The sequence below is a fragment of the Arthrobacter sp. AOP29-A2-19 genome (assembly GCF_058138025.1).
The window spans coordinates 50,868-76,034 of record NZ_CM176894.1 but is presented as its reverse complement, the minus strand read 5'-3'; the positions used below and the strand labels follow the sequence as shown (position 1 = coordinate 76,034).

The window sequence follows — 25,167 nt, the reverse complement described above, 5'->3', positions numbered from 1 at the left end:
GACCGCGGCAATGCGGGACCCGGACCGGCTACCTGGAGACGAACGTGTCCACGTGGATGTGGTCGTAGTGCATGGTCGTCGCGTTCCAGCCGCGCGAGGTCAGGTGCCGCCCCATCCGCCCTTGGAGTACGGGCCCCACTGCCCGTCCTGGCCCAGCCAAATCCGGTCGCGCCAGATGATGTAGTCAACCCCCAGCGCGTCGGCGTTGGCGACGAGATAGTTGGCCATCTGGTTGCCGTTCCCGATGCCGGACGCAGCGCTCCAGTTCCTGATCATGAAGTCGGCACCCAGCCCGAGGCGGTGGCCGATGGAGCCCGAGCGCAAGGTGCCCACGGACGAGTAGTGGTTCGGGAAGTTGCGCTTCACGGCCTTGAGCATCTTCGCGGTCACCGGCTGCAGGTGGGCCGGCGCCTTGGTGGCCAGGTTCGTCAGCAAGGTGTTCTTGATCCAGCCCGTCCCGCGGGACGTCTTGACGCGCGACCAGCCGTTCTTCGTCCCCAGCCGCGGCATCATTTCCCCGGCGGGCAGGATTCCGAGGCTGCGGTGGGCGGTGGACGCGCCCGTCCGCACGTTCGCCCGGCCGGTGGTCCACCGGTAGGTGGCCGACGGGAGGATCGTGGCTCCCGTGTAGTAGGTCTGCGTCTTCGACAGGGCCGCGGTGGGAATCCAACCGCGACCGCCGAGCGCCCTGACCTCGCTCCAGGAGCCGGAGGTCCGCAGGACGGTCGCCTTGGTGCCCTTGGTGTACGCCATCAGCCGCTTGGACGAGAACGTCGGCTTGGCGTACAGCGCCTGGGATCCGCCGAACCACCGGCTGGAGGTCGCGGCCGCCGCGGGTGCCGCCGTGGAGCGCAGGTAGTCCGAGCTGGCCCAGCCGGTCTTGCCGGCGTGGCGCACCTCCCACCACTTGCCCGAAACCTTGCCCGTTCTGGCCACCACGGAACCCTTGGGCATCAGTGCCAGGGACGCGTACTTCGTCCCGGGTCGCTGGCGAAGGTGGAGGTTGGCGGTGGTCTTGGCATACTTCGTGGCGGCCGCCGGCACGGCGGAACGTGCCGCCGCCGGAGCTACCGCCAGCGGTGCCGCGGCCCGGACCGGCCCCGCGACCGCGGAGGTTGCCGTCCCCGGCGCCTGGGCACCGGCGGCCGGTACCGCGCCGCCCGCCACAACGATTCCCAGGGCGATTCCGGCGGCCAAGCCGCGCCGCCCCGTGTTCTTCCAAACCGACATTTCGATCCCCCGATGCGAGAAATGGCGCCGTCGGCGGGAGACTGGGCCACCAACAACCGGCGGGGCCATCGTCCCACCGGTCACATGCTATCGCGGCCACCGGAACCGCGGGCGGGACCGCGGGCGGGTCCGCGGGCGCGCATCGGGGCGCCGCGAGAGGGCGGGACCGGCGGTCCGCCGGCCATCGTGCCTACCGCCGGGCGCGCAGCGCCGCCTCCACCCGGGCGGCGGCCGACCGCAGGGAGGGCAGCACCTCCATGGCCGCGGCCACGGGATCGTCGCGGTCGGCGGCCGGGAGTGTGCCCATGGAGACGTTCATGGCCGCCGCCACGGTGCCGTCCGGCGCGAAAACGGGCACCGCGATCGATCTCAGGCCCAACTCCAGCTCCTGGTCCACCAGGCACCACCCTTGGGCCCGCACCTTGTCCAGCTCCGTGCGCAGCGCGTCCGGGTCCGTGAGGGTGCTCGGCGTGAGCGCCTCCAACGGCTGCGCCCCGAGGGCATGCTCGAGTGCGGCCTGCGGCAAGTGCGCCAAAAGCACGCGCCCCATCGACGTCGCGTAGGCCGGGAATCGGGTGCCCACGGCTATGCCCACGCGCATGATCCGGCGCGTGTGCACGCGGGCGATGTAGACGACGTCGGAGCCGTCCAGGACGGAAGCGGACGCGGACTGGTTGAGTTCCGCGGACAATTCCTCCAGCACCGGCTCGATCAGCTGCGGCAGCGAATGGCTGGACAGGTACGCATAGCCGAGTTGCAGGACCTGGGCCGTGAGCTCGAAGTACTTGCCGTCCGTCCTGACGTAGCCGAGATCGGCCAGCGTCAGCAGGAACCGCCGCGCCGTCGCCCGCGACAGGCCCGTGAGCTTGGCGACGTCGGTCAGGGTCATGGACGGGTGGTCCGCGTCGAAGGCCCGGATGACGTCCAGCCCACGGGCGAGGGACTGGACGAACTGGCCTGCCGGGCCTCCGGTCTCAACGAGCGTGTGCGGTGCGCCGCCGCTGTTCTCCATGTGGCCCCTCCCCTCGGTCCGCGGCCGGTGGGCCGCGCACTACATCCTAGGCGCAGCGGCCGTTCAGGCTCGCGTCACCGCGAACGGCAGCCGCTCGGCGAGCTCGTCGAAGGTGGTGCCGTGGGTGGAGCGCACGGCCACGCCGTCCTCGCCGATGAGGAAGACCGCCGACTCGGTGTAGATGCGGGACACACATCCGAGCCCGGTGGCCGGGTAGGTCAGCGCCTCGACCAGCTTGGACTCGCCGCCCTTGGTGAACAGGCTCATCATGACCCAGGTGGCCTTCGCGCCGATGGCCAGGTCCATCGCGCCGCCGACGGCCGGGATGGCGTCGGGCGCGCCCGTGTGCCAGTTGGCCAGGTCGCCCGCCCGGGACACCTGGAAGGCGCCCAGCACGCAGACGTCCAGATGGCCGCCGCGCATCATGGCGAAGGAATCCGCATGGTGGAAGTAGGACGCCCCCGGGAGCTCGGTCACGGGAATCTTGCCCGCGTTGATGAGGTCCTCGTCGATCTGGTCCCCGGTGGCGACCGGGCCCATGCCCAGCATCCCGTTCTCGGTGTGGAGGGTGACGCCCTGCTCGGCGGTGAGGAAGTTGGACACGTTGGTCGGCTGGCCGATCCCGAGGTTGACGAATGCGCCCTCCGGGATGTCGGCGGCAACGATCCTGGCCAGCTCGTCGCGGGTCAGGGCGGCTTCGGTGGAGGTGAATTCGCTCATTACTTGGCTCCTGGAATCGCTACGACGGTGTCCACGTAAATGCCCGGCGTCACGACGTTTTCGGGGTCGATCGCGCCGGTCTCGACGACCTCGTCAACCTGGACGATGGCCTGCTTGGCGGCGGCCGCCATGATGGGGCCGAAGTTGCGGGCGGTCTTGCGGTAGACGAGGTTGCCCACGCCGTCCGCGCGCAGCGCCTTGACGAGCGCGAAGTCCGCGCCGATCGGCGACTCGAGGACGTAGCCCTTGCCGTCGATGACCCGGGTTTCCTTGCCCTCGGCCAGCATGGTCCCGTATCCGGTGGGCGTGAAGAAGCCACCGATTCCGGCGCCGGCCGCGCGGATGCGTTCGGCGAGGTTGCCCTGCGGCACCAACTCGAGTTCGATCTCGCCGGCGCGGTACGCCTCGTCGAAATGCCACGAGTCTGACTGCCGCGGGAACGAGCAGATGATCTTCTTGACCCGGCGTTCCTTGATCAGGAGCGCCAGCCCGGCGTCGGCTTGGCCGGCGTTGTTGTTGACGACCGTCAGGCCGGTCGCTCCGCACTCCAGGAGTGCGTCGATGAGTTCCATCGGCTGGCCGGCATTGCCGAACCCTCCGATCAGTACCGTGGCCCCGTCGTGGATGCCGGCAACGGCGTCCGCGGCGGAAGTGGCGATGCGTGGTGCCATGGGTGGCTCCTACTTCCTAGTCTGTGGCTTGTGGTGGGCTCTAGCGGTTTGCCGCGGTGTTTTCTAGTACGACGGCGAGGCCCTGGCCGACGCCGATGCAGAGGCTGGCGACGCCGTAGCGGTCCCCCGACTCCTGCAGCCTGCGTGCCAGGGTGCCGAGCACGCGCAGGCCGGATGCGCCGAGCGGGTGCCCGATGGCAATCGCTCCGCCCCAGGCGTTGACGATGCCCTCGTCGATGTCCCACTGCTTGACGCAGGCGAGCGACTGGGCCGCGAAGGCCTCGTTGAGCTCGACGGCGGCGACGTCGCCCCAGGAGATGCCGGCACGCTTGAGCGCCAGGTTCGCGGCCTCGACCGGAGCCTCGCCGAAGTACTGGGGCTCGTTGGCGGCCGCTCCGCGTCCGGCGATGCGCGCGATCGGCTCGAGTCCGAGCAGGCCGGCGGCCTTCTCGGAGCCGAGCCAGGCGGCGGAGGCGCCGTCGCTCATCGGCGAGGCGTTGCCGGCGGTGACCGTGGCGTTCGCGCCGGTGCGGAAGACGGTGCGCAGGCCGCCAAGGGTTTCGGCCGTGGAATCGGGACGGACGGTCTCGTCGCGCGTGAACTCAACGCCCTTCTTGGAGTTCGGCGGGACCGGGACCACGAGGTTGCTGTACTTGCCCTCTGCCCACGCACTGGCGGCCAGCTGGTGGGACCGCGCGGAGAACTCGTCCTGGGCGCGGCGGGAAATGTTGTGCTTTTCGCGCAGCTGCTCCGTTGCCTCGCCGAGGGAGACAGTCCATTCGGCGGGCATCTGCGGATTCACGAGGCGCCACCCGAGCGCGGTGTTGGCCAGTTCGAGGTTGCTCATGGGGAACGGGCGCTCGGTCTTGGGCAGCACCCAGGGCGCCCGGCTCATCGACTCGACGCCGCCGATGAGCATCAGGTCGGCCTCGCCGACCTCGATCTGGCGGGAGGCCATCATGGCTGCGTCGAGCGAGGAGCCGCACAGCCGGTTGACGGTGGTGCCCGGCAACGACGTCGGGAGTCCCGCAAGGAGCGTGGCCATGCGGGCCACGTTGCGGTTCTCCTCGCCGGCGCCGTTGGCGTTGCCGAAGACCACCTCGTCGATGACGGCGGCGTCTAGACCCGGCGCCCGCTTCACGATCTCGCCGACCACCAGCGCCGCCAGGTCGTCCGGGCGGTGGCCCGCCAGGGAGCCGCCGATCTTTCCGAAAGGCGTGCGCACCGCGTCGTACACATAGGCCTGCTGCATCAACTTCTCCTGGTCCCTCGTAAAAAAGTGCACTATATGAACTTCTGTGCGTTCAATGAACTTTATCAGCGCCGCCCTCGGGCGGCAAGGGGTGGCCCGCGCGGGGCATCTGTCGGGCGGGGTTTGCGCGGGGCACCCGTCGGGCGGGGTTCGCGCGGAGCCGGGCACGGGGGCGTCGCGCGGGGATGTGGCGCGGCCCGAACGGCGCATGTAGCGTCGTGGGAGATCCACTGAGCACCTCCGAAGGGCGGACACACCATGGGCGGACACGTCCTCGCGGCCGCCGGCGACGGGCTGGGCGTCATCACGCTCAACCGGCCGGACAAGATCAACGCGCTGACCCGGGCCATGGTCGCGGACATCGGGGCCGCCCTGGAATCCTGGCGCTCCGACCCCGATGTGGGGATCGTGCTTCTGCGCGGGGCGGGCGAGAGGGGCTTCTGCGCCGGCGGCGACATCAAGGGCTTCTACGAGTCCATCAAGGGCGACCGCCATCAGGACTTCCTGGACTTCCTCGCGGAGGAGTTTGCGGTGGACCAGGCGATCGCGGGGTATCCCAAGCCGGTCGTCGCGCTGATGGACGGACTGTGCATGGGCGGCGGCGTGGGCCTGGCCGGCCACGCGTCCATCCGCGTCGTGACGCCACGCTCCGTCGTCGCGATGCCGGAGACCCGCATCGGCTACTCCCCCGATGTCGGGGGGACCCACCTGCTGGGCCGGGCCCCGGGTCGGCTCGGCGAGCATTTCGGCCTGACCGCCGACTCGATGGGCGCCGGCGACGCCATCCTTGCCGGATTCGCGGACTTCTGCGTCGCGGAGGATGCGCTCGAGGACCTCGTGGGCACGCTGCCGGACCTGGTGGGACTCGCCGCCGCCGAGGTGTCCGCCGCCCTCGAGGTGCTTCACGCGATGCCCGCCCCCGCCGCCACGTCAACGGCCGCCGCCGAAAGGCCCTGGATCGACGCCGCCTACGCCGCCGATTCGGTCGCGGGCATCCTTCACGCGCTCGACGGACTGCCGCACGCCGGCGCCGTCCGTGCGGCGCAGGCCATCCGAGCCAACTCGCCCCTCGCGACGGAGACGGCGCTCCAGGCAATCCGCGCCGCCAGGGAAGAGGACCACTTGGCCGACGCGATGCTGCGCGAGCACCGCATCGCCGCCTACCTGATGGACCACCCCGACCTGCCGGAGGGCATCCGCGCGCAGATCATCGACAAGGACCGCAACCCGGCCTGGTCGCCGGCCAGCCCAGTGCTGGTGGACGTCGACGCGGTTGCGGCGATCATGCCCCACCCCGCTTAGGCGGCGGCCATGGCCAACTCGCCGTCCGGCGACACCATGCTCGACCGGCTGGTCCGGATCCTCGACTCCTTCGGACCGGACTCCAGGTCGCTGACGGTGGGCGCGCTGGCGCGCCGCGCCGACGTCCCCCGCGCCACGGCCTACCGCCTGGTCGACGACCTGGTCCAGCGCGGCCTCCTGGCCCGCAACCAGAACGGCGAGATCCGGCTGGGGGTGCGTCTGTGGGAGATCGCCAACCGCTCCTCCGCAACGCGCGACCTGCGCCAGGTGGCACTGCCGTTTATGGAGGACGTGAACCAGCTGGTCCGCCAGAACACCCAACTCGCCGTCCTCCACGAGGACGAGGTCCTCATCGTCGAGCGCCTGTCCCGTCCGGACTCGGTGGTCAACCAGGCCCACGTAGCCGGTCGGATGCCGGTGCACCTGACGTCCATGGGCATGGCCCTGCTGGCCTTCTCCCCCGCGCCCGTGCTGGAGGGATACCTTCAACGCAATGCCGCCGCCGTGGCGGCCCGGCACGCCGACATCCGCCGCGAACTGGCGCACATCAGGCTCCGCGGGTACGCGACGTTCGACGGCTTTATCGACGCCGAGACCACCGGTGCCGCCGTGCCCATCCTGGACGCGCGAGGACTGGTGGTCGCCGTGCTGGCCGTGGTCGTCCCCCGCGGATCCGAGTCGCTTCCGGCCGCCGTAATGGCCCTCCGGACGGCGGCGCGGGGCATCGCCCGCGGTCTCGGCGAGGGAGCCGGAGAGTAGGCGCCCCGTGCGGGCGCCCGCCCCCCGACCCTAATGCGCCTTGGCGACGTCGGGGCGGTGGCCTTTCTTGGCCAGTTGGATCTGCTCGTAGACGTGGTGCCGCAGTTCGGTGAACCTCGCCGAGGAGCGCGTCTCGAGCTGGTCGCGGTCCGCGGGCAAGTCGATCAGGATGTCCTCCTGCACCACGGTCGGCGAGCTGGAGAGGATGATGACGCGCTCGCCGAGATAGACGGACTCGTCGATGTCGTGGGTGACGAACAGGACGGTCATGCCCAAGTCCTTCCACAGTCGCCGCACCAGGTCCTCCAGGTCCGCGCGGGTCTGCGCGTCGACCGCCGCGAAGGGCTCGTCCATCAGCAGGACCTCGGGCTGGTAGGCGACCGCCCGGGCGATCGCCACGCGCTGTTGCATGCCGCCGGAGAGCTGCCACGGGTAGGACTTGGGAACGTGGGACAGGCCCACGGCCTCGAGCGCCTCGTCCACCCGGCGCCGGCGCTCGGCCTTGGGCACTCCGGCGTTCTTCAGCGGAAGTTCCACGTTGTCCGCGACCCGCAGCCACGGGAACAGCGACCGTCCGTACTCCTGGAACACCACCGCCATCTTCTTCGGCGGGCCGGTGACCCGCTGCCCGTCCAGCAGGACCTCGCCCTCCGTTGTCCCCAGCAGGCCCGCGATGCACTTCAGGAGCGTCGTCTTGCCGGAGCCCGAGGGGCCCACGAGGCACGCGAGTTCCCCGTGGCCCAGGTCGAACGTCAGGTTCCGGACGGCCTCGATGTCCCCGCCGTCGGTCTTGTAGACCTTCTTCAGGCCCCGCACGCTCAGCAGCGCCTGACCCTCGGGCAGTGTGCGCCCGGACGGGACCGGCCCCGCGCCCGGCGCCGCCGCGCCGGCTGGCTGGGAGAGGTGGTCGGGGGCGGCCGCGCGTGCGGCGGAGTCGCCGGTCCGCAGGCCGCCCGTGCCCTCGGTGTTCTGGGTGTCAGGCTGCATTTTCTACCTCTTTAAGGCCGTGGTACCAGCGCAGGACGCGCCTCTCGCACCATTGGAAGATGAAGGACATGGCCACACCGATCAGTCCGAGGACCACGATGCCGGACCACATTTCGGGGATCGCGAAGGATCGCTGGAACTGGACGATCGTGAATCCCAGCCCGGAGGACGAGGCGAACATCTCGGAGATGACCATCAGGATCAGGCCGATGGACAGGCATTGGCGGATTCCGGCCATGATGGTCGGCGCCGCGGAGGGCAGCACCTGGTAGCGGATCCGGTTCAGCCCCGAGATCCCGTAGGAGCGGGTCGTCTCGTTCTGCACCGGATCGATGGATCGGACGCCCTCGATGGTGTTCAGCAGGACCGGCCACACGCAGCCGGAAATGATCACCGCGACCTTCATGCCGTCGTTGATGCCCACCAGCAGCATCAGGACCGGCACCAGCACCGGCGGCGGCAGCGCACGGAAGAACTCGAACACGGGCTCGGTCACGGCGCGCACCGTTCGGTTCAGGCCGACCAGCAGCCCCACCACCACACCCAGCACGATCGCGGACAGCACTCCCACCACCAGCCGGCCGAGCGAGGGCAACACGTCGGAGGTGATGCGGCCCTCGAGCCACGTCGGTCCGAACGTCTCGCCCAGCTGCGCCGGCGTCGGGACGAAGAAGTTCGGCTCCCCCGATGTCCCCGCCCACCAGGCGGCGAAGAGGATCAGCGGCAGCGCCACCACATAGCCCAGGGTCTTGAGCGCTTTCATACGACCACCTCCCCGCGGACGGACGGGTGCCAGTTCAGCACCCGTTTCTCGATTTGGCGCATGACCGCGTTGATGACCACGCCGAGCAGGCCGGTGGCCAGGATCAGGGCGTACATCCCGGAGATGGCGCCCCCGGACTGGGCCAGGGCGATCTCGTGCCCCAGGCCCGGGGACCCAATGATCAGCTCGGCCGTGATGGCCAGGATCAGCGCGACCGATGCGGCCAGGCGGATGCCGGTCATCAGGTAGGGCAACACGGTCGGGAACACCACGTCCCTGATGCGCTGCCTGCGCGAGAACCCGTAGGACTGCGCCGTCTGCATCGCCACGTTGTCCACGTCGGCCACCCCGTAGAGCACCTGGATCAGCACCTGCCAGAAGCAGGCGTACACGATCAGCATCAGCGAGGACTCGATCTTCACGCCGAACAGCAGCACGGCCAGCGGGATGAGCGCCACCGACGGGATCGGCCGCAGGAACTCGATCGTCGAGTTCGTGAAGCGGCGGAGGAATGGGCTCATCCCGATGACGAGCCCCAGCACGCCGCCCAGCACGATGGCCATGGCCAGCCCGATCGCCCATGCCGCCATCGTCTCTCCCACGGCCTCCCAGAACGCGGCCAACCCGAAGTCCCGGCCCAACGCCACCAGAACCTCCGAGGCGGGCGGCAGGTAGCGCGCCTGGACGATCCCCAGGACCGGCATCAGCTCCCACAAGACCAGGAACCCGACGACGCCGGCGAGGCCGAGCAACGGCTTCGACGCCCAACCGGACTTCTTCCGCACCGCGCGGGGTGCGCCGGCACGCCTCCCCGGTCGGCTCTCGACCACCTGTTGCGCGGACATCAGGGAAGCAACTTCTCGAGGTCGACGTCGTTGGAGAGCGTCCCGTACTTCTTGGCCGAGTCGGCCAGCTTCTGCGCGGCCTCCATGTTGAAGTCGGCTCGGTACCGCGGCAGGACGATCCTGGAGCGGGTCTCCTCGTCGATCTTCGTGTAGGTGCCGACGATGTCGCGGACCTTCTCCGGGTTGTCCTGCGCGAATTCCAGGGATTCGTTCATGGCCCGTGTGAACTTCTCCACGAGTTCGGGCTCGGCGTCGATCTTCGCCTGGCTGGTGAAGTAGCCGGCGATGTCGAGTTCGGGGTGGAAGTCGACGAAGTTGGACGAGACCAGGCGGGCCCCGCCGTCGACCGCCTGGGTCAGGAAGGGATCGAGGATCCAGGCCGCGTCGACCACGCCGTTCTCCAGCGCGGCCGGCGCGTCCGGGAAGGGCACCTCGACGAACTGCACCGAGCCGGCGTCCCCGCCGTCGGCCTCGATGACGTCCTTGATCGTGGTGTCGCCAATGTTGGACAGGTTGTTCACGGACACCTTCTTGCCGGCCAGGTCCTTGGGCGACTTGATGTCCGATTCGGGGTTGACGACGACGCCGCCGAAGTCGTGCTTCGCGTCCCCCGACGTCGTCGCCCCATTGGCGACGACGGCCATGTCCAGGCCCTTGTCGTTGGCGACCATGATCGAGATCAGGTTGGAGAAGGCGAAGTCGTAGCTTCCGGACTGGACGCCGGGGACGATCGCGGAGCCGCCCGTGGCGGTCTCGATCTCCAGGTCGAGGCCCTCCTTGGCGAAAATGCCCTCCGCGTCGCCCAGCCAGATCGGGGCCGTGTCGACGATGGGAATGACCCCGACCGTCACCCTGGTCAGCTCGCCGGATCCGTCCGCGCCGCCGGCGGTGTCCGTAGCGCCGCTCGGTGAGCCGCCCCCGCAGGCCGTCAGGGCCAGGACGGCCGCGGCCAACACTGCGGGCTTCAACAGGTGTTTCATGGGTGACTTCCTTGTCATGCTCAATGAACGGTAACGAGTTGTTCGCAGTTCGAACTTCTGTGCGCTGACTGCTGTGTCCAACCTAGTCGGCGCCGATGTGATTCGAAACACCACGCCGGTCACGGCGCGATAAAGGATGAACTATCCACCAAATTGCCGCCGGACGTCCGCCTTTCGGATCTTCCCGGAGGCCGTCCTGGGCAGCTCGCGCACGAACTCCACCGACTTGGGAATCTTGTACCGGGCCAGGCGACCGTCGAGGTGCGCGGTCACGTCCCGCGCCGTGAGGCTCCTCCCCTCGGCCGGGACCACGACGGCCAGGGGAACCTCCCCCCACTTGTCGTCGGGAACGCCAACCACGGCCACGGCGGCCACGGAGTCGAGTTCCATCACCAGCTGCTCCACCTCCGCGGGGTAGATGTTCTCCCCGCCCGAGATGATCATGTCCTTGAGCCGGTCGGAAATGTAGAGGAAGCCCTCGTCGTCGACATAGCCCATGTCGCCGGACCTGAACCAGGCCCCGTCGGCGAAGGAGTCGGCTGTGGCCTCCGGCCGGTTCCAGTACCGCGGGATCACGTTGGGACCGGAGATCAGGATCTCCCCCACGGCCCCCGGCGACTGCTGCCCGCCCATGGCGTCGACAATGCGGATGTCCGAAAAGAAGTGCGGGAGTCCGGCGGACCCCGCCTTGTCGCGGGAGCGTTCGGGCTGCAGCGACGTGGCCCCGGGAGACGTCTCCGTCATGCCGTAGCCGCCGGAGAAGGACAGCCCGCGCCGCTCGTACGCGTCCATGACGCGGGAGGGGACGGCCGACCCGCCACAGGTCAGCTTGGTCAGCGTGGACAGGTCCGCCGTGTCCCAGCCCGGATGCTCGGCGAGCATCTGGAACGTGGTCGGGACACCGGACAGGGAGGTGACTCCGTGCCGTTCGATCGCGGCCAGCGTCGCCGAGGGCTCGAAGCGGTCCTGGAGCACCACGGTTCCTCCCTTAAGGAGGGTCGGGAGGGCCCCCATGCCCAACGAAGCCACGTGGAACATGGGCGCGATCATCAGCGCCACCTCCCGGCTGGTCACGTCATAGTCCACCAGCACGTTGATCGAGTTCCAGGTGAGGTTGCCGTGCGTCAGGACGGCACCCTTGGGACGGCCGGTGGTGCCGGACGTGTAGAGGATGATCGCGGTGTCGTCGAGGCCCACCTGGACGTCTCCGTGTTCTTCGGAGGCGGCGGCCACCGCCTCGCCGTAGGATTCGGCCGGCACCGCGGCGGGAGGGACCGGATCCCCGTCGCCGCGAGGCGCCGCGGACGGCGTGGCCGCGCCGTCGTCGACCACCAGCCTGCGCACGACGCCGGTGCCCCGGCTGCCCGCCACGGCCAAGGGCTCGAGGCTGGAGGCGTTGACCAGGAGCGTGCTCCCGGAGTCGCCGAGCGCGTAGGAGATTTCCGCCGCGGCGAGGCGTGTGTTCAGCGGGACGAAGACGGCCCCGAGTTGTCCGCAGGCGAACAGCGTCTCCAGGAAGGCCGGGTGATTGTTGCCCAGGTAGGCGACCCGGTCGCCGTCCCTAACGCCGCGGTCCGCCAGCGCGTTCGCCAGGCGGTCCACCCGGCCGGCCATCTCGCCGTAGGTCAGCGCGGTGTCCCCGCTGACCACGGCGACGTTGTTCCGCGATTTGACCCGCCGCTTGTGGATCCAAGACCCCAGACCGCCGTTGTTCATTCCCGCCTGCCCCTTCCGAGCCGGATGCCGTCCGGTGCCACCAGGCCCCCGTGACCGCTGTCACATCCGATAAACAATGTAGGTTCAATAGTTGAGAAGGTCAATAGAAATTGCGCGGTTACGCGTAGAAGCGATAGATCCCCCGCGAGACGACGGACGGCTTCGCGGCGCCCTCCACCTCGACCACCTGGTCGACGGCGATCTGGTACCCACCCTTGACCTCTTCCACCTCGGCGATGGCCGCCTTCATGCGCACCCTGGCGCCAACCGGGACGGGCGCCGGGAAGCGGACCTTGTCCAGCCCATAGTTCACCTTGGTCGTCACTCCCGTGACCTCGAACAACTCCGTCCAGAACGCGATCTGCAGAGACAGCGTCAGGTAGCCGTGGGCGATCGGCCCGCCGAAGGGGCCGTCCTTGGCCTTCTCGGGGTCGGTGTGGATCCACTGGTGGTCGTCGGCCGCATCGGCGAACGTGTTGACCTGGTCCTGCGTGACGGTGCGGAACTCGCTGTAGCCGAGGTCCGTCCCGGCGGCGTTGGCGAGTTCCTCGTAGCTGATGACGGTCTGGCCCATGGCGGGTCCTCCTGTGTGTTGTGGTGGTGATGGTGGTTTTTGGGCCGCCAGAGCACGGGCGGCGGCTCAGGTGAAGGCCCCGATGCCGGTCAGCGCCCGCCCCACGACGAGCGCGCAAATCTCGTGCGTTCCCTCGTAGGAGTAGATGGCCTCCGCGTCCGCATGGAAACGGGCGACGTCGTACTCCAGCAGGATGCCGTTTCCGCCGACGACCTCGCGGGCGAGCGCCACGGTCTCGCGCAGGCTCTGCGCCGTGAACATCTTGGCCAGGGCGGAGTTTTCGTCGCGGTAAACGCCGGCCTCCTGTTGCTGCGTCAGCCGCACCACCATGCCCAGGCAGGCCGTGACGTTGGCAAGCATCCGGGCAAGCTTCTCCTGGACCAGCTGGAAGCCCGCGACGGGGCGCCCGAACTGGTGGCGCTCGGCCACGTAGCGCAGCGCCGCCTCGTAGGCCCCTGCCGCGACGCCGGTGGCGATCCAGGCGACGTCGGAGCGCATGTTGCGCAGGCACGCGGCGACGTCCCTGAACGAGTTGATGTTGGCCAGCCGCGCCGAGTCCGGCACCACGACGTTCTTCAGGGTGATGTCGGCGTTCTGCATGATGCGCAGCGAGGTCTTGCCGCGCATCTTTTCGATTTCCACCCCCGGCGCGTCGGTCGGTACCAGGAAGCACTTGACCTGGCGGTCCGCCTCGTCGCGGGCAAACACGGCCAGCACGTCCGCCGTGGCCGCCCCGCCGATCCAGCGCTTGGCGCCGTCGAGGACCCAGTGGCCGCCGTCGCCGTCCGCCCGGAACCGCGCACGGCTCTGGAGCCCGCCGGCAATGTCCGATCCGTGCTCCGGCTCGGTGAGGGCGAAGACTCCCTTGAGGCCAAACGAGCGGATCCGCGGTTCCATTGCGGCGGCCTGCTCCGGGCTGCCGCCCAGGCTCACCGTTGTGCGGAACAGGCCGGACTGGGCGTTGTAGAGCGTGGCCATGGAGGCGTCGGTGCGCCCCAGTTCGAAGTTCCGGAAGCCACCGTAGAGCGCGGAGGGGTGCCCTCCCTCGCGACGGACCTCGGCAGGATCCATCAGGTCCAGATCGATCAGCGGCCGCAGGGTCTCCAGCGGAAACTCGCCGCGCTCCCAGTGGTCCGCCAGCAGCGGCCGGACGTCGCGGTCCAGCACCGCGCGAAGGCGTGCCAGTGCGGCCAGTTCCCCGCCGGAGAGCAGCTCTGAGAAGCCGTACTGGTCGCTGGGATAGAAGGCCGTCACGGCCGGCCCAGACCCAGCAGCCCCGCCGCGTTGCCCTTCAGGATGCCGGGGCGCACCTCGTCACTGAGCGGCAGCGACTCGAAGGCGGACAGCCACTTTTCAGGCGTGATCAGCGGGAAGTCGGTGCCGAAGAGCAGCTTGCGGGACAGGACGTTGTTGCCGAGCCGCACGAGGGACTCTGGGAAGTACTTGGGGCTCCAGCCGGAGAGGTCGATGAAGACGTTGGCCTTGTGCGTGGCGATCGAGTTCGCCTCGTCCTGCCACGGCACGGACGGGTGCGCCATGATGATCGTGAGGCCGGGGTGTTCCGCCGCGACGTCGTCGAGCAGCAGGGGGTTGGAGTAGCGCAGCTTGATGCCCCTCCCCCCGGGCAGCCCCGCCCCCATGCCGTTCTGTCCCGTGTGGAAGATGCAGGGAAGCCCAAGCTCCTCGAGCGTTCCCCAAAGCGGACGGAACTCGTCGGAGGACGGATCGAAACCCTGAAGCGACGGATGGAACTTGAAGCCGCGCACCCCCAACTCGTCCGCCTGCCGGCGCGCCTCGGCGATGGCCGCCGGCCCGGTGCGGGGATCAACGGTGCCGAAAGGGATCAACACGTCGTTGTGGCGCGCGGCCCCGTCAACGAGGTCGTCGATGGAATTGGGCCGGTGCCCCAGCGCGGTGCGGGCGTCCACGGTAAAAACAACCGCGGCCATGTTCAGCCCACGGTAGACCTCGGCGATGCGGTCGATCGATGGCGTGCGCTCCTCCGCCTTGAAGTACTTGGCCGACGCGTCGAAAAGGTCTTGCGGCATCGCCTGGTGGCCGTGCCCGTCGACCTCCAGGTGCACGTGCATGTCGATCGCCGAGATCCCCTCGGCGTCGATGGCGGGTTCGTAGCGCACGGTGGCCTCGCCCTACTTGCCGGCCGGCTCGGGACGAAGCTCGGCGGGGAGTTCCGGGAAGTCCTCGCCGACGCCCTGCAGCCGGTCGGCAAAGGGGAAGCCGGCGCGCAGCGACTCGTAGTCCCAACCGCCGTCGCGCAGTTCGCTGGCGATCGCCTCCGGATGGCTCCACAGCTGGAGGCGGTCGCCGCCGGCGCCTATCGCCTGGCCCGTGATGCCCGCGGCCTCGTCGGAGGCCAGGTAGGCCACGAGCCCCGCGACGTCGTCGGCCGTGCCGAACCCCAGGTCCTTGCGGAAGAAGTCGGGCATGGGCTCGCCGTTGTCGTCGGCTTCGACGGCCTTGGCGAAGAACGGAACGGTCCGGGTCATGGCGGTCGCCGCGACCGGGACGACGACGTTCGCCGTGACCCCCGCGCGCTTCATCTCCAGCGCCCAGGTGCGCACCATGCCCACGATTCCGGCCTTGGCGGCCGCGTAGTTCGTCTGGCCGAAGTTGCCGCGCTGGCCCGTCGGGGAGCCGATCGCGATGACGCGGCCGGCGACGCCGTGCTGCTTGAAGTAGGCGAACGCCTCGCGGACGCAGGTGAATGTGCCGCGCAGGTGGACGTTCACCACGAGGTCGAAGTCCTCGTCGGTCATCTTGAGCAGCGACTTGTCCCGAAGCACCCCGGCGTTGGTGACCAGGATGTCCAGGCCACCGAAGTTGTCGACGGCCGCCGCCACAAGCGCCTTCGCCGTCTCCGTGGAGCCGACCGCGGCGACGACGGGGACGGCGCGGCCGCCGGCGGCCGCGATGGAGGCGACGGCCTCGTCGGCGACGGCGGCATCGACGTCGTTCACCACGACCGCCGCGCCCTGCCGCGCGAGCTCCTGGGCGTACGCCAACCCGAGGCCGCGTCCGCTGCCCGTGACGATGGCGACTTTTCCTGCGAGTGACATGTTGGCTCCTTTGCCGGCCGCCGGAGTCTTGCCGCCCGGCGCGTTGTCGTGGGATTCTTGATTCGAATACATGACAACTTATATTCTTGAGAAAGTCAACGATTATCCGGTCCCGCCCGCGGACCGCGGCTTCGACAAACGATCGGAGGGCCCATGGCCCCCAGCAATTCGGCCACGGCGACGGGGGCCCACCGGCTCATGGCGTCGGACCTGGCCAGCGAACCCAGCTTCCTGATCGCACGCACTCGCTCGCTCGGATCCTCCCAGGCGAACCGCCGGCTCGCGGAGCTCGACCTGAGGGTCCGCTCCTACTCGGTCCTGTCCCTGGCCTGCGGCGACACGGCCCCGACCCAGCGGGAGCTCGCGGATTTCCTGTCCCTGGATCCTAGCCAGATCGTGGCGCTCGTCGACTCGCTGGAGGGTCGAGGCCTGGTTCGCCGGGAGGCGGACCCGTCCGACCGCCGGTCCAAGCTGGTGGCGGCCACCCCCGAGGGCGCCAAGCTCTACCGCAAGGCCCGCGCCGCCACGGCCGCCGCCGAGGACGAGACGCTGTCCGCCTTGGATCCGGCCGAACGCGCGGAGTTCCAGCGGCTTCTCATCAAGGCGGCGTTCCGCTCCGACGTCTCGAGCGCCGGGCCGGGATAGCGCCGGGGCAGGAAATCCCATTCAATGGGACGCCCTTGGCGCCGCCCGCGTGGCCGGGCACACACTGGGTTCGTACATGACGGGCCTCGCCGCCATCAACGATGATGCGCGACGGCTCCGGTCGATCCCCCGAAGGAGTCACCCCATGGGCGCGCCCCGCACCGTTCTGAAGACCAAGGTCGGCATCGTCGGCGGCGGCCCTGCCGGGCTGATGCTCAGCCACCTCCTGGCCAAGGCCGGAATCGAGAACCTGGTGGTCGAGTCCCGCGACCACGAGACCATCAAGAACACCCACCGCGCCGGCATCCTCGAGGCCGGATCCGTGGCCATGCTGACGGACACCGGCGTCGACGGACGGGTCCTGACGGACGGGGACGAGCACGCCGGGATCGACCTGCGCTTCAACGGCGAGTCCCATCCGCTGGATTTCAAGGTCCTGGTCGACGCGACCGTCACCCTCTACGCCCAGAACGAGGTCTTCGTCGACCTCGCCGCGGCGCGCAGGCGGGACGGGGGCGACGTGCGGTACGAGGCGGTCGTCGACGCGGTGTTCGACCTCGAAACCGACACCCCGAAATTTCATTTCACCGACGCCGCCGGGACCGCGTTCGAGGTGCATTGCGACATCCTGGTGGGCGCGGACGGTTCGCGCAGCTTCTGCCGACGCGCCGTGCCGGGCACCCGGGACTACAAGACGGAATATCCCTTCGCCTGGTTCGGCATCCTCACGGAGGCACCCAAGAGTGCCCCCGAACTGATCTACGCCAACTCGCCCGATGGCTTCGCATTGATTTCGCAGCGCAGCGAGACGGTCCAGCGGATGTACTTCCAATGCGACCCGGGGGAGAACGTGGACGCCTGGTCGGACGACCGCATCTGGAGCGAACTGCAGAAGCGCGTCGACGGTCCGGACGGTTTCGAGCTGAAGACCGGCCCGATCTTCGACAAGTCGGTGCTGGCGTTCCGGTCCTTCGTGCGCGAGCCGCTCAGCCACGGGCGGATGTTCCTGGTCGGCGACGCTGGCCACACGGTCCCGCCCACCGGCGCCAAGGGCCTGAACCTGGCGTTCGCCGACGTCAGGGTGCTTTTCGAGGCGATCGACTCCTATTACGCCACGCGCAGCCCGGCCCTGCTGGAGGGATATTCGGATCTTGCCCTCAAGCGGGTCTGGAAGGCGCAGAACTTCTCGTATTGGATGACCAGCATGTTGCACACCCCGCCGAACGGCGAGCCGTTTATGCTCCGCCGGGCCCTCGGCGAGCTGGAGACCGTGACGAGCTCGCGGTACGGACAGCAGTATCTCGCCGAGTCGTACACCGGCTGGCCGCACGCCGCTCGCGCGGCCTGACAGCGCTGGCGCGGCCAAGGACAAGCAGAACATCCCACACCACAGAAAGGAGAGCCTTGTGAGTTCGGAACAGAATGCCGACGAATCCTTCGGGAACAGCCACGTGCTGGACCCGGCGGCGACGGCCGTTTCCCAGGAGAGCATCAACCGGGAGATGGAGGACATCCACGCGGCCTACCGCCAAGGCGTGGCCGACGGCGGGCCCGAGGAGGTTCAGCCGCGCATCGACTTCGCGCCCTACCGCTCGTCCCTGCTGCGCCACCCCACGAAGTCGCTGCACCACGCGGATCCCGAAACGATCGAGCTGTGGAGCCCGGCGTTCGGCGAGCGGGACGTCCACGTCCTCGAGTCGGACCTGACCATCCAGCACAACGGAGAACCGATCGGCGAGCGCATGATCGTCGCGGGGCGCGTGCTCGACGGCGACGGCCGCCCCGTGGCCGGGCAGCTGATCGAGATCTGGCAGGCAAACGCGGCCGGCCGCTACGTCCACAAGCGGGACCAACATCCGGCGCCCATCGATCCCAATTTCACGGGCGTGGGGCGCGCCATCACCGGTCCCAACGGCGAGTACCGGTTCACCACGATCAAGCCCGCCCCCTACCCGTGGAAGAACCACCACAACGCGTGGCGCCCGGCGCACATCCACTTCTCCCTCTTCGGAACCGACTTCACACAGCGCATGATCACCCAGATGTACTTCCCGGGCGACCCGCTGTTCAGCCTGGATCCGATCTACCAGTCGATCACGGACCAGAAGGCGCGCGACCGGCTGGTGGCGAAGTACGACCACTCGGTCACCAGCCACGAGTGGAACACCGGCTACAACTGGGACATCGTCCTGACCGGCAGCAACCGCACGTGGATGGAAACCGAAGAGGAGGAGCACTAGATGGCACAGGCACCCGCACTCAAGCTGACCCCCATGCCGGGGCAGACGATCGGCCCGTTCTACGGCTACGCGCTGCCCTTCGCCGACGGCCACAAGCTGGTGGACCGCGCCCACCCCGGCGCCATCCGGCTTCACGGGGTCGTCACCGACGGCGATGGCACCCCCATCCCCGACGCCCTGCTGGAGATCTGGCAGGCGGACGGGGACGGCAAGGTGGTCCAGCGGGACGGCTCGCTGATCCGCGACGGCCACACCTTCACCGGGTGGGGCCGCGTCGCCGTCGACAACGTGGGGCACTACACGTTCGACACCGTGAACCCGGGAGCCACCGAGGAGGGCAAGGCGCCGTTCATCATGCTCACGGTCTTCGCCCGCGGCCTGCTCAACCGACTGTTCACCCGGATCTACCTCCCGGAGGACGCGGCGGCCCTGGCCGCGGACCCGCTGCTGGCGTCGTTGCCGGAGGACCGCCGCAGTACGCTGGTGGCAACCCGGGAGGCCAACGGCGACCTGCTCTTCGACATCCGGCTGCAGGGCGACGGCGAGACGGTCTTCCTGGCATACCCGCGCGGCGCCTGAGACCCGGATTGCCGGGGTGCCCGGCCCGCCGGTCGGCACTCCGGCATCTGCCGTGTTCCGGGCGAAGGCATCGCGCGGAATGAACAACTAGCTATGGGAGCACCATGACTGAGGCGGACTACGGCCTGTTGTCCCCCGCGTGGGCCGGGACCCCGGCGGCCGCGGCCACGAACGACTCCGCGCTTGTCCAGGCGATGCTCGACGTCGAGGCGGCCTGGGTGGCCGTGCTGGCCGACGCCGGCCACTGCGATCCCGCGGACGCCGACGCCCTCGACGCGGCATCCGATGCCGCGCTCTACGACCTCCCCTCGATCGCCGCCCGCGGACGCGACGGAGGCAACCCGCTGATCCCGCTACTCGGGGACCTGCGGCGCGAACTCAAGAGCCAAGGAGCCCCGGCGTCGGCCGCCTCCACGGTGCACCGCGGCGCGACCAGCCAAGACATCATCGATACCGCCCTGATGCTGCTCGCCGTCCGCGCTGGCGCGCTGGTCCGGGCCGACCTTGCGCGCGCCGCCGACGCGCTGGAGGCGCTGGCCCTCCGGCACGCCGACACCGCGTGCGTGGCCCGCTCGCTGACGCAGCACGCGCTCCCCACGACCTTCGGCCTGCGCGCCGCGAACTGGCTGTCCGGCGTTGTGCTGGCGGGTCGGCGGCTGGACGCCGCGCTGGAAGCAGCGCCCCTGCAGTGGGGTGGCGCCGTGGGCACCCTCGCCTCGCTCACGGACCTCGTGGGCGCCCGGCCCGCGGGCGCCTCGGGCGTCCCGGAACTGTCCGCCTCCCTGGCCGGCCGACTCGGACTGGCCGACCCGGGCGCCCCGTGGCACACCAACCGCCTCCCGGTGACCGGGCTCGGGGCGGCCTTGGCCGACGTCGTTGCAGCGGCGGGCAAGGTGGCCGCCGACGTGCTGATCCTGGCACGCCCGGAGATCGGCGAACTCGCCGAGCCGGTCGCCGAGGGCAAGGGCGGTTCCTCGGCGATGCCGCAGAAGCGCAATCCCGTGCTGTCCGTCCTCCTCCGTACTGCCGCCCTGTCCGCGCCGAACCATGCGGCGCAGCTGTTCCTCGCCGCCGGAATGGCGGTGGACGAACGGCCCGACGGCGCGTGGCACAGCGAATGGCCGGCGCTGCGGGAACTGCTGCGCCTGGCAGGCGGCGCCGCCGAAAAGCTGGCCGACCTGGTGTCCGGCCTGACCGTGGACCCGGCGGCGATGTCCCGCAACGCCGCCCTCAGCGGGGATCTGCTGGTCAGCGAGCGGATCATGTCCCGCGTCGCGCCGCTCGTCGACGGCGGAAGGGACGCGGTGCAGGCCTTGGTTCGCCAGTCGCTTGCGGAAGGCACCGCCCTGCGTCATCTTCTGCGTGCGGCCGTCCCCGCCGATAGGCTCACCGACAGTGAACTCGCCGAGGTGCTGGATCCGTCCGGCTACCTCGGCCAGACCCGCACGTTCATCGACCGCGCCGCGGCCGGGAACGCGGCGTGGCGCGAATCCCGGAAGGAATCATGACCGAACCGAAGCTGACAGCTACCGCTCTCAACCACTCCGCCGAGGACGTGGCGGGGAAACCCACCCTGGTCCTCGGCCCCTCCCTCGGCACCGGCGCAGCCGCCCTGTGGGGTCCCGCCGTCCCGTACCTCTCCAACGACTTCCGGCTCGTCGCCTGGGACCTGCCGGGCCATGGCGCCAGCGCCCCCTCGACCGAGCCGTTCTCGCTCGAGGAACTCGCGGCGGCAGTCGTCGCGCTGGTCAAGGACCTGGAGGAGGAGGGTCGCGTCGACGCGTCGCTGCCCGTCTTCTACGCCGGAGTGTCCATCGGCGGGGCCACCGGCATCCAACTGGGCCACGACTACCCCGGGCTCTTCGGCGGGATCGCGATCCTCTGCTCCGCCGCCAAGATCGGCACGCCGGAGGCCTGGACGGAACGCGCCGAGCTGGTCGCCAAGGCCGGCACCCCCACCATGGTCGCCGGTTCAGCCGAGCGCTGGTTCGCCCCCGGCTTCATCGAGAAGAACCCCGTCGTCACCACGGACCTGCTCCACACGCTGCAGGACGCGGACCGCTTCTCCTACGCGCACGCCTGCGGCGCCCTCGCGGGCTTCGACCTGCGCGACGGCCTCGGCGCGATCACCGACCCGCTCCTCGCCGTCGCCGGCGCGCACGACGCCGTCTGCCCGCCGTCCGACGCCGAGGCGCTCGCCGCGGGCGTCGCGAACGGCCGCTCCGCCGTCGTGCGGTCCGCCGCGCACCTGGCGCCCGCCGAGGCTCCCGAAGAGACGTCCCGCCTGCTCATCGCGTTCTACGCGGACGCCGCCCGCTCCTGAGCGCGGCGCCGCCGGCCCCGCACCCACCACCGAGGAGATCCCCATGCCCGATTCAGCCCGCCTTCCCGGCGACCCGTACGACGCCGGAATGGCGGTCCGCCGGGAGGTGCTCAGCGACGCGCACGTCGACCGCGCGAACGAAAACGCCGACGAGTTCACCGCCGAGTTCCAGGAAATGATCACGCGCTACGCGTGGGGCACCATCTGGACCCGGCCGGGCCTGCCGCGCACCACGCGCTCCGCCGTCACGCTGACCGCCATGATCGCCGGCGGCTACTGGGAAGAGCTGGAGATGCACGTCCACGCGGCGCTGCGCAACGGCATGACGCCGGATGAGATCAAGGAGGTGTTCCTGCAGTGCGCCATCTACTGCTCCGTCCCGGCCGCCAACGTCGCGTTCAAGATCGGCAAGGCCGTGCTCGCGGAGTACACGGCCGAGGCTGAGAAGCCGGCCGCGGAATAGGCCGCCTCCAGGGAGCGGTTGGCCGGGGCGCTCGTCCCGGGCGATCGGCTAGAGCGGCGTCGTCTTGCCGGTGCCGCGCGCGTTGTAGACCACAGCGGTCCCCTCGGTGGCGCGCCGGCGGAACTCGCCCAGCACGGCCAGCGATTCCTCACGCAGGACGCCCGTGGTCAGGTCGATGCCCCGTCCCTCGAGCTCGCGGGCCCATTGCGCCGGAATCGGCCCTTCGTCGAAGCCGGTGAGGGCCTCGACCTCGCGGCTGGCCACGGCGAACTCCACGGCGCGGACGCCCGACCAGATGACGGCGCCCAAGCACATGACGCACGGTTGCGCGTTGATGCTCAGCGTCCGGCGCGCGCCACCGTCCCCCAGGTCCCACGTGCCGGCGGCGGCGTGGGCCAGCTGCAACGCGACGACCTCGGCGTGCATGGCGGACAGGCCCGAGTGGATGACCAGGTTGACCCCCGCCGAAACCACAAGCCCATCTTCCCCGTCGGTGACGATGGCCGCGAAGGGGCCGCCCGTGCCCTCCTCGATGTTCCGCAGAGCCAGGACGTTCGCGGCGCGGATCCTGTCCTCCGGAGTCGCGAGCGCGTCCGGCAGGTCGGCGAGCGCGGCCTCCAGCCACCGCGGCGACTGGAGCGCAAAACCGGTGGGCACGTGTGCCATGGGATTCTCCTGGGGTTGGGGGCGACGCCCGGACTCCATCGTCCACCCGCCGGGCGGAGCGTGCAACGGTGCCGTTCTTGCGGCCCGTGGCGCTTGGCCCACCGGCGACCACCGGCTAGCCTCTCAAGCAGGGCCGGGTCCACGCCCGGGATTGCCCCATCGGCCGACAACGGAAAGAGGCACCACATGCCCAACGGCACGGACGACGCCACCAACGCCCCCGACCTCACCGAGCTGCACGAGCTGCAGTCCGCGACCGTGTGGGACTCCGAAGGCTACAAGCTGGGCAAGGTGTCCCAGGTGTTCCAGGATCCGGCCGGCCGTCCGCAGTGGGTCGGCGTGGCACTGGGGCTGTTCAACAGCTCGGAGAAGTTCATTCCGCTGGCCGGCGCCCGCCGGGGCGAGGGGGACTACGCGGCGGACCTGCACGTCGCCCACCCGAAGGACACGATCGAGAACGCTCCCGACGTCGCGGACCCGGCCCTGCTCACCCCCGAGGAAGAAGAGGCCCTGAACCGGCACTACGCCGGCTGAGCACCCGGCCGCCCCTCTGGACGCACGGCGTCGCCCGCCACACGGGGGGTGGTGCCGTGCGTGGTGTCCTTGACCTCGACCCGGCTGGGACGCGCCACCTCCTCTGGCCGGGCCGCCCTCCGGCGTCGGATCGCTCCCCAGTCCTCGGGCTCGACCCGATCCTCGTCCAGCAGCATCGGCTCGAGCCAGGGCATGGGCGCGTGCTCGCCGAAGTGGTCCGCGTCCGCCTCGTCCCAGTCCATGCGCCAGCCCCGCGGCGGATCCACCAAGAGTTCGCCCGGGCGCAGCCAGTTGTAGATGGCCGCGTAGCTGCGCGTCTTGAGATGGTCCACGCGCCGCCGCAGCATGCGCTCGTTGAGTTCACTGGGCTCCGCAACCCCCATCGACGCCATGATCTGCTCGGCTTCCCGGACGGTGAGCTTCTGGTAGTTGTGGACCCGGTTGCCCTTGTCCTGGACATCGAGCGCCCTGACCAGGCGCGGATCCTGGGTGGCGACCCCAACCGGGCACTCGTTGGTGTGGCACTTCTGCGCCTGGATGCAGCCCGTGGCCATCATCATGGCGCGCGCGCTCATGGTGAAGTCCGCGCCCTGGATCAGCCGCTTGACGATGTCGCTGCCCGTGGCCACCTTGCCGGCGGCGCCGATCCTGATGCGGTCCCGCAGCCCGCAGCCCACCAGCGCGTTATGGACCACCATCAGCCCCTCGGTCAGGGGCGTCCCGACGTGGTCCTCGTACTCCAGCGGCGCCGCGCCGGTGCCGCCCTCGGACCCGTCCACGATGATGTAGTCGGGGGAGATCCCGGTCTCGAGCATGGCCTTGCACATGGCCAGGACGTCCGTCCGGGACCCGACACAGAACTTGTAGCCGATTGGTTTCCCGCCGGAGAGCCGCCGCAAGCGGGCGACGAACCCCATCAGCTCGCGCGGAGTCCGGAACATGGAGTGCGACGCCGGCGAGATGCAGTCGCGGCCCATCGGCACCTCGCGCGCCTCGGCGATCTCGGACGTGACCTTGGCCGCCGGCAGGACACCGCCCAGCCCGGGTTTCGCGCCCTGGCTGAGCTTGATGGTGATCCCCTTGACCTCCTCGCGGCCGGCCTTCGCCGCGAAGCGCTCCGGGTCGAAGCGCCCGTGGTCGTCCCGGCATCCGAAGTATCCGGACCCGATTTCCCAGAAGAGGTCCGCCCCGTATTCCAGGTGGTACTTGGTCAGGCCACCCTCGCCCGTTTCGTGCACAAAGCCGCCCAGCGCGGCACCCTTGTTCATGGCCAGCACGGCGTTCTTGGACAGCGAGCCGAAGCTCATCGACGAGACGTTCATCAGCGAGACGTCGTAGGGCCGGGCGCAGTCCGGTCCGCCGATGCGAACCCGGTGCGGCTCGGACGGCGGCGCGACCGGCGCCGTCGAATGCAGGAGGAACTCGTAGCCGAGCTCGTTGACGTCGCGCTCCGTCCCGAAGGCCTTGTGGCTGTCCGCGCCTTTCGCGCGTGCGTAGACGAGGGAGCGGGTGTCGCGGTCGAACGGCTTGCCGTCGTAGTTCCGCTCGATGAAGTACTGCTGGATCTCCGGGCGGATCGACTCGAGCAGGAAACGCAGCCGCCCCAGCACCGGAAAGTTGCGCAGAATCGCGTGCTTGGTCTGGAGGACGTCGTGTATGCCCAGGGCCAGGAGCATCAACAGGACGACGGCGAGGACCCACCAGCCGGTCGAGCCGAAGGCCGCGGCAACGACCGTGGCAAAGCCGAGCACAAGCAGCAGGGCAAGGATCAGGAAGCGCACCATGGCCAGAGCATACCGCCGGACGCCGCGACGGGAGCCGCCGGAATT

The 25,167-nt window shown here is 69.8% G+C and carries 26 protein-coding genes; 10 read left to right on the top strand and 16 right to left on the bottom strand.

From position 1 onward, the window contains the following. Nucleotides 1-99 precede the first annotated feature (99 nt). From AC3ZJJ_RS00365 to AC3ZJJ_RS00345, 5 genes are all read right to left on the bottom strand, one after another. Nucleotides 100-1,230: an SH3 domain-containing protein gene (locus AC3ZJJ_RS00365; protein ID WP_489893293.1), complete on the bottom strand. Its 1,131-nt coding sequence runs from the start codon at nt 1,228-1,230 to the stop codon at nt 100-102. Between the two features lie 190 nt (nt 1,231-1,420). Further along, entirely contained in the window at nt 1,421-2,242 is an 822-nt protein-coding gene (locus AC3ZJJ_RS00360; RefSeq protein WP_489893292.1) for an IclR family transcriptional regulator domain-containing protein, read from the bottom strand. Nucleotides 2,243-2,305: 63 nt separating this feature from the next. Beyond that, entirely contained in the window at nt 2,306-2,962 is a 657-nt protein-coding gene (locus AC3ZJJ_RS00355; protein WP_489893291.1) for a 3-oxoacid CoA-transferase subunit B, read from the bottom strand. Beyond that, nucleotides 2,962-3,633, bottom strand: a complete 672-nt coding sequence (locus tag AC3ZJJ_RS00350; protein ID WP_489893290.1) for a 3-oxoacid CoA-transferase subunit A — start codon at nt 3,631-3,633, stop codon at nt 2,962-2,964. Before AC3ZJJ_RS00350 ends, AC3ZJJ_RS00355 begins: the two co-directional genes overlap by 1 nt. 40 nt (nt 3,634-3,673) lie before the next feature. Continuing rightward, nucleotides 3,674-4,885, bottom strand: a complete 1,212-nt coding sequence (locus AC3ZJJ_RS00345; protein ID WP_489893289.1) for a thiolase family protein — start codon at nt 4,883-4,885, stop codon at nt 3,674-3,676. Between the two features lie 258 nt (nt 4,886-5,143). On the opposite strand from AC3ZJJ_RS00345, the gene AC3ZJJ_RS00340 reads away from it, so the two are divergent. Together AC3ZJJ_RS00340 and AC3ZJJ_RS00335 are read left to right on the top strand one after the other, a co-directional pair. Further along, nucleotides 5,144-6,187 carry an enoyl-CoA hydratase/isomerase family protein gene (locus AC3ZJJ_RS00340; RefSeq protein ID WP_489893288.1) on the top strand — a complete coding sequence of 348 codons (1,044 nt, stop codon included), beginning with the start codon at nt 5,144-5,146 and terminating at the stop codon, nt 6,185-6,187. Between the two features lie 9 nt (nt 6,188-6,196). Next, the gene (locus AC3ZJJ_RS00335; RefSeq protein WP_489893287.1) at nt 6,197-6,946 is read left to right on the top strand and encodes an IclR family transcriptional regulator; all 750 of its coding nucleotides are present in this window, start codon (nt 6,197-6,199) and stop codon (nt 6,944-6,946) included. A gap of 30 nt (nt 6,947-6,976) precedes the next feature. On the opposite strand, the gene AC3ZJJ_RS00330 is transcribed toward AC3ZJJ_RS00335, so the two are convergent. The 9 genes from AC3ZJJ_RS00330 to AC3ZJJ_RS00290 all read right to left on the bottom strand — a co-directional run bounded on the left by AC3ZJJ_RS00330 (nt 6,977) and on the right by AC3ZJJ_RS00290 (nt 15,888). Then, the gene (locus AC3ZJJ_RS00330) at nt 6,977-7,771 is read right to left on the bottom strand and encodes an ABC transporter ATP-binding protein (protein WP_489895901.1); all 795 of its coding nucleotides are present in this window, start codon (nt 7,769-7,771) and stop codon (nt 6,977-6,979) included. A 151-nt stretch (nt 7,772-7,922) separates the two neighbouring features. Beyond that, a complete protein-coding gene (locus AC3ZJJ_RS00325; RefSeq protein ID WP_489893286.1) occupies nt 7,923-8,696 on the bottom strand; it encodes an ABC transporter permease in 774 nt (257 codons plus the stop codon). Beyond that, the gene (locus AC3ZJJ_RS00320) at nt 8,693-9,541 is read right to left on the bottom strand and encodes an ABC transporter permease (RefSeq protein ID WP_489893285.1); all 849 of its coding nucleotides are present in this window, start codon (nt 9,539-9,541) and stop codon (nt 8,693-8,695) included. Before AC3ZJJ_RS00320 ends, AC3ZJJ_RS00325 begins: the two co-directional genes overlap by 4 nt. Continuing rightward, nucleotides 9,541-10,521: an ABC transporter substrate-binding protein gene (locus tag AC3ZJJ_RS00315; RefSeq protein ID WP_489893284.1), complete on the bottom strand. Its 981-nt coding sequence runs from the start codon at nt 10,519-10,521 to the stop codon at nt 9,541-9,543. The genes AC3ZJJ_RS00320 and AC3ZJJ_RS00315 overlap by 1 nt, the downstream gene beginning before the upstream one ends. Nucleotides 10,522-10,662: 141 nt before the next feature. After that, nucleotides 10,663-12,237, bottom strand: a complete 1,575-nt coding sequence (locus AC3ZJJ_RS00310) for an acyl-CoA synthetase (protein ID WP_489893283.1) — start codon at nt 12,235-12,237, stop codon at nt 10,663-10,665. A gap of 118 nt (nt 12,238-12,355) precedes the next feature. Continuing rightward, nucleotides 12,356-12,811, bottom strand: a complete 456-nt coding sequence (locus tag AC3ZJJ_RS00305; protein WP_489893282.1) for a MaoC family dehydratase — start codon at nt 12,809-12,811, stop codon at nt 12,356-12,358. Between the two features lie 66 nt (nt 12,812-12,877). After that, nucleotides 12,878-14,065 (bottom strand): acyl-CoA dehydrogenase family protein, encoded by a 1,188-nt coding sequence (locus AC3ZJJ_RS00300; RefSeq protein ID WP_489893281.1) that lies wholly within the window; start codon nt 14,063-14,065, stop codon nt 12,878-12,880. Then, on the bottom strand, nt 14,062-14,901 hold the full coding sequence (locus AC3ZJJ_RS00295; protein ID WP_489895899.1) for an amidohydrolase family protein: 840 nt from the start codon (nt 14,899-14,901) through the stop codon (nt 14,062-14,064). Before AC3ZJJ_RS00295 ends, AC3ZJJ_RS00300 begins: the two co-directional genes overlap by 4 nt. A gap of 60 nt (nt 14,902-14,961) precedes the next feature. Continuing rightward, entirely contained in the window at nt 14,962-15,888 is a 927-nt protein-coding gene (locus AC3ZJJ_RS00290) for an SDR family oxidoreductase (RefSeq protein WP_489893280.1), read from the bottom strand. 153 nt (nt 15,889-16,041) lie between these two features. Between AC3ZJJ_RS00290 and AC3ZJJ_RS00285 the strand changes: the two genes are divergently transcribed. From AC3ZJJ_RS00285 to pcaC, 7 genes are all read left to right on the top strand, one after another. Further along, complete coding sequence (locus AC3ZJJ_RS00285) at nt 16,042-16,533, top strand: MarR family winged helix-turn-helix transcriptional regulator (protein ID WP_489893279.1); 492 nt, start codon at nt 16,042-16,044, stop codon at nt 16,531-16,533. A gap of 145 nt (nt 16,534-16,678) precedes the next feature. Then, nucleotides 16,679-17,881, top strand: a complete 1,203-nt coding sequence (locus tag AC3ZJJ_RS00280) for a 4-hydroxybenzoate 3-monooxygenase (protein WP_489893278.1) — start codon at nt 16,679-16,681, stop codon at nt 17,879-17,881. A gap of 58 nt (nt 17,882-17,939) precedes the next feature. Further along, complete coding sequence (gene pcaH / locus AC3ZJJ_RS00275; protein WP_489893277.1) at nt 17,940-18,773, top strand: protocatechuate 3,4-dioxygenase subunit beta; 834 nt, start codon at nt 17,940-17,942, stop codon at nt 18,771-18,773. Continuing rightward, nucleotides 18,774-19,352, top strand: a complete 579-nt coding sequence (gene pcaG / locus AC3ZJJ_RS00270) for a protocatechuate 3,4-dioxygenase subunit alpha (protein ID WP_489893276.1) — start codon at nt 18,774-18,776, stop codon at nt 19,350-19,352. A 104-nt stretch (nt 19,353-19,456) separates the two neighbouring features. Next, nucleotides 19,457-20,860, top strand: coding sequence for a lyase family protein (locus AC3ZJJ_RS00265; protein ID WP_489893275.1), 1,404 nt, complete (start codon nt 19,457-19,459; stop codon nt 20,858-20,860). Beyond that, nucleotides 20,857-21,675, top strand: a complete 819-nt coding sequence (locus AC3ZJJ_RS00260) for an alpha/beta fold hydrolase (protein ID WP_489893274.1) — start codon at nt 20,857-20,859, stop codon at nt 21,673-21,675. The genes AC3ZJJ_RS00265 and AC3ZJJ_RS00260 overlap by 4 nt, the downstream gene beginning before the upstream one ends. Nucleotides 21,676-21,718: 43 nt before the next feature. Next, complete coding sequence (pcaC, locus tag AC3ZJJ_RS00255) at nt 21,719-22,138, top strand: 4-carboxymuconolactone decarboxylase (protein WP_489893273.1); 420 nt, start codon at nt 21,719-21,721, stop codon at nt 22,136-22,138. A gap of 48 nt (nt 22,139-22,186) precedes the next feature. On the opposite strand, the gene AC3ZJJ_RS00250 is transcribed toward pcaC, so the two are convergent. Next, the gene (locus tag AC3ZJJ_RS00250) at nt 22,187-22,804 is read right to left on the bottom strand and encodes a nucleoside deaminase (RefSeq protein ID WP_489893272.1); all 618 of its coding nucleotides are present in this window, start codon (nt 22,802-22,804) and stop codon (nt 22,187-22,189) included. A 186-nt stretch (nt 22,805-22,990) separates the two neighbouring features. Here AC3ZJJ_RS00250 and AC3ZJJ_RS00245 point away from each other — a divergent pair, with 186 nt between their 5' ends. Continuing rightward, complete coding sequence (locus AC3ZJJ_RS00245) at nt 22,991-23,338, top strand: PRC-barrel domain-containing protein (RefSeq protein ID WP_489893271.1); 348 nt, start codon at nt 22,991-22,993, stop codon at nt 23,336-23,338. Here the strand turns inward: AC3ZJJ_RS00245 and AC3ZJJ_RS00240 are convergent. Next, the gene (locus tag AC3ZJJ_RS00240) at nt 23,326-25,122 is read right to left on the bottom strand and encodes an FMN-binding glutamate synthase family protein (RefSeq protein WP_489893270.1); all 1,797 of its coding nucleotides are present in this window, start codon (nt 25,120-25,122) and stop codon (nt 23,326-23,328) included. The two genes, AC3ZJJ_RS00245 and AC3ZJJ_RS00240, sit on opposite strands and share 13 nt — an antisense overlap. Nucleotides 25,123-25,167: the final 45 nt, after the last annotated feature.

Bases quoted from the DNA above. Each gene is read 5' to 3' on its own strand.
- AC3ZJJ_RS00365 (WP_489893293.1), bottom strand. From the start codon at position 1,230: ATGTCGGTTTGGAAGAACACGGGGCGGCGCGGCTTGGCCGCCGGAATC.
- AC3ZJJ_RS00360 (WP_489893292.1), bottom strand. From the start codon at position 2,242: ATGGAGAACAGCGGCGGCGCACCGCACACGCTCGTTGAGACCGGAGGC.
- AC3ZJJ_RS00355 (WP_489893291.1), bottom strand. From the start codon at position 2,962: ATGAGCGAATTCACCTCCACCGAAGCCGCCCTGACCCGCGACGAGCTG.
- AC3ZJJ_RS00350 (WP_489893290.1), bottom strand. From the start codon at position 3,633: ATGGCACCACGCATCGCCACTTCCGCCGCGGACGCCGTTGCCGGCATC.
- AC3ZJJ_RS00345 (WP_489893289.1), bottom strand. From the start codon at position 4,885: ATGCAGCAGGCCTATGTGTACGACGCGGTGCGCACGCCTTTCGGAAAG.
- AC3ZJJ_RS00340 (WP_489893288.1), top strand. From the start codon at position 5,144: ATGGGCGGACACGTCCTCGCGGCCGCCGGCGACGGGCTGGGCGTCATC.
- AC3ZJJ_RS00335 (WP_489893287.1), top strand. From the start codon at position 6,197: ATGGCCAACTCGCCGTCCGGCGACACCATGCTCGACCGGCTGGTCCGG.
- AC3ZJJ_RS00325 (WP_489893286.1), bottom strand. From the start codon at position 8,696: ATGAAAGCGCTCAAGACCCTGGGCTATGTGGTGGCGCTGCCGCTGATC.
- AC3ZJJ_RS00320 (WP_489893285.1), bottom strand. From the start codon at position 9,541: ATGTCCGCGCAACAGGTGGTCGAGAGCCGACCGGGGAGGCGTGCCGGC.
- AC3ZJJ_RS00315 (WP_489893284.1), bottom strand. From the start codon at position 10,521: ATGAAACACCTGTTGAAGCCCGCAGTGTTGGCCGCGGCCGTCCTGGCC.
- AC3ZJJ_RS00310 (WP_489893283.1), bottom strand. From the start codon at position 12,237: ATGAACAACGGCGGTCTGGGGTCTTGGATCCACAAGCGGCGGGTCAAA.
- AC3ZJJ_RS00305 (WP_489893282.1), bottom strand. From the start codon at position 12,811: ATGGGCCAGACCGTCATCAGCTACGAGGAACTCGCCAACGCCGCCGGG.
- AC3ZJJ_RS00295 (WP_489895899.1), bottom strand. From the start codon at position 14,901: ATGCACGTGCACCTGGAGGTCGACGGGCACGGCCACCAGGCGATGCCG.
- AC3ZJJ_RS00290 (WP_489893280.1), bottom strand. From the start codon at position 15,888: ATGTCACTCGCAGGAAAAGTCGCCATCGTCACGGGCAGCGGACGCGGC.
- AC3ZJJ_RS00285 (WP_489893279.1), top strand. From the start codon at position 16,042: ATGGCCCCCAGCAATTCGGCCACGGCGACGGGGGCCCACCGGCTCATG.
- AC3ZJJ_RS00280 (WP_489893278.1), top strand. From the start codon at position 16,679: ATGGGCGCGCCCCGCACCGTTCTGAAGACCAAGGTCGGCATCGTCGGC.
- pcaG (WP_489893276.1), top strand. From the start codon at position 18,774: ATGGCACAGGCACCCGCACTCAAGCTGACCCCCATGCCGGGGCAGACG.
- AC3ZJJ_RS00265 (WP_489893275.1), top strand. From the start codon at position 19,457: ATGACTGAGGCGGACTACGGCCTGTTGTCCCCCGCGTGGGCCGGGACC.
- AC3ZJJ_RS00260 (WP_489893274.1), top strand. From the start codon at position 20,857: ATGACCGAACCGAAGCTGACAGCTACCGCTCTCAACCACTCCGCCGAG.
- pcaC (WP_489893273.1), top strand. From the start codon at position 21,719: ATGCCCGATTCAGCCCGCCTTCCCGGCGACCCGTACGACGCCGGAATG.
- AC3ZJJ_RS00250 (WP_489893272.1), bottom strand. From the start codon at position 22,804: ATGGCACACGTGCCCACCGGTTTTGCGCTCCAGTCGCCGCGGTGGCTG.
- AC3ZJJ_RS00245 (WP_489893271.1), top strand. From the start codon at position 22,991: ATGCCCAACGGCACGGACGACGCCACCAACGCCCCCGACCTCACCGAG.
- AC3ZJJ_RS00240 (WP_489893270.1), bottom strand. From the start codon at position 25,122: ATGGTGCGCTTCCTGATCCTTGCCCTGCTGCTTGTGCTCGGCTTTGCC.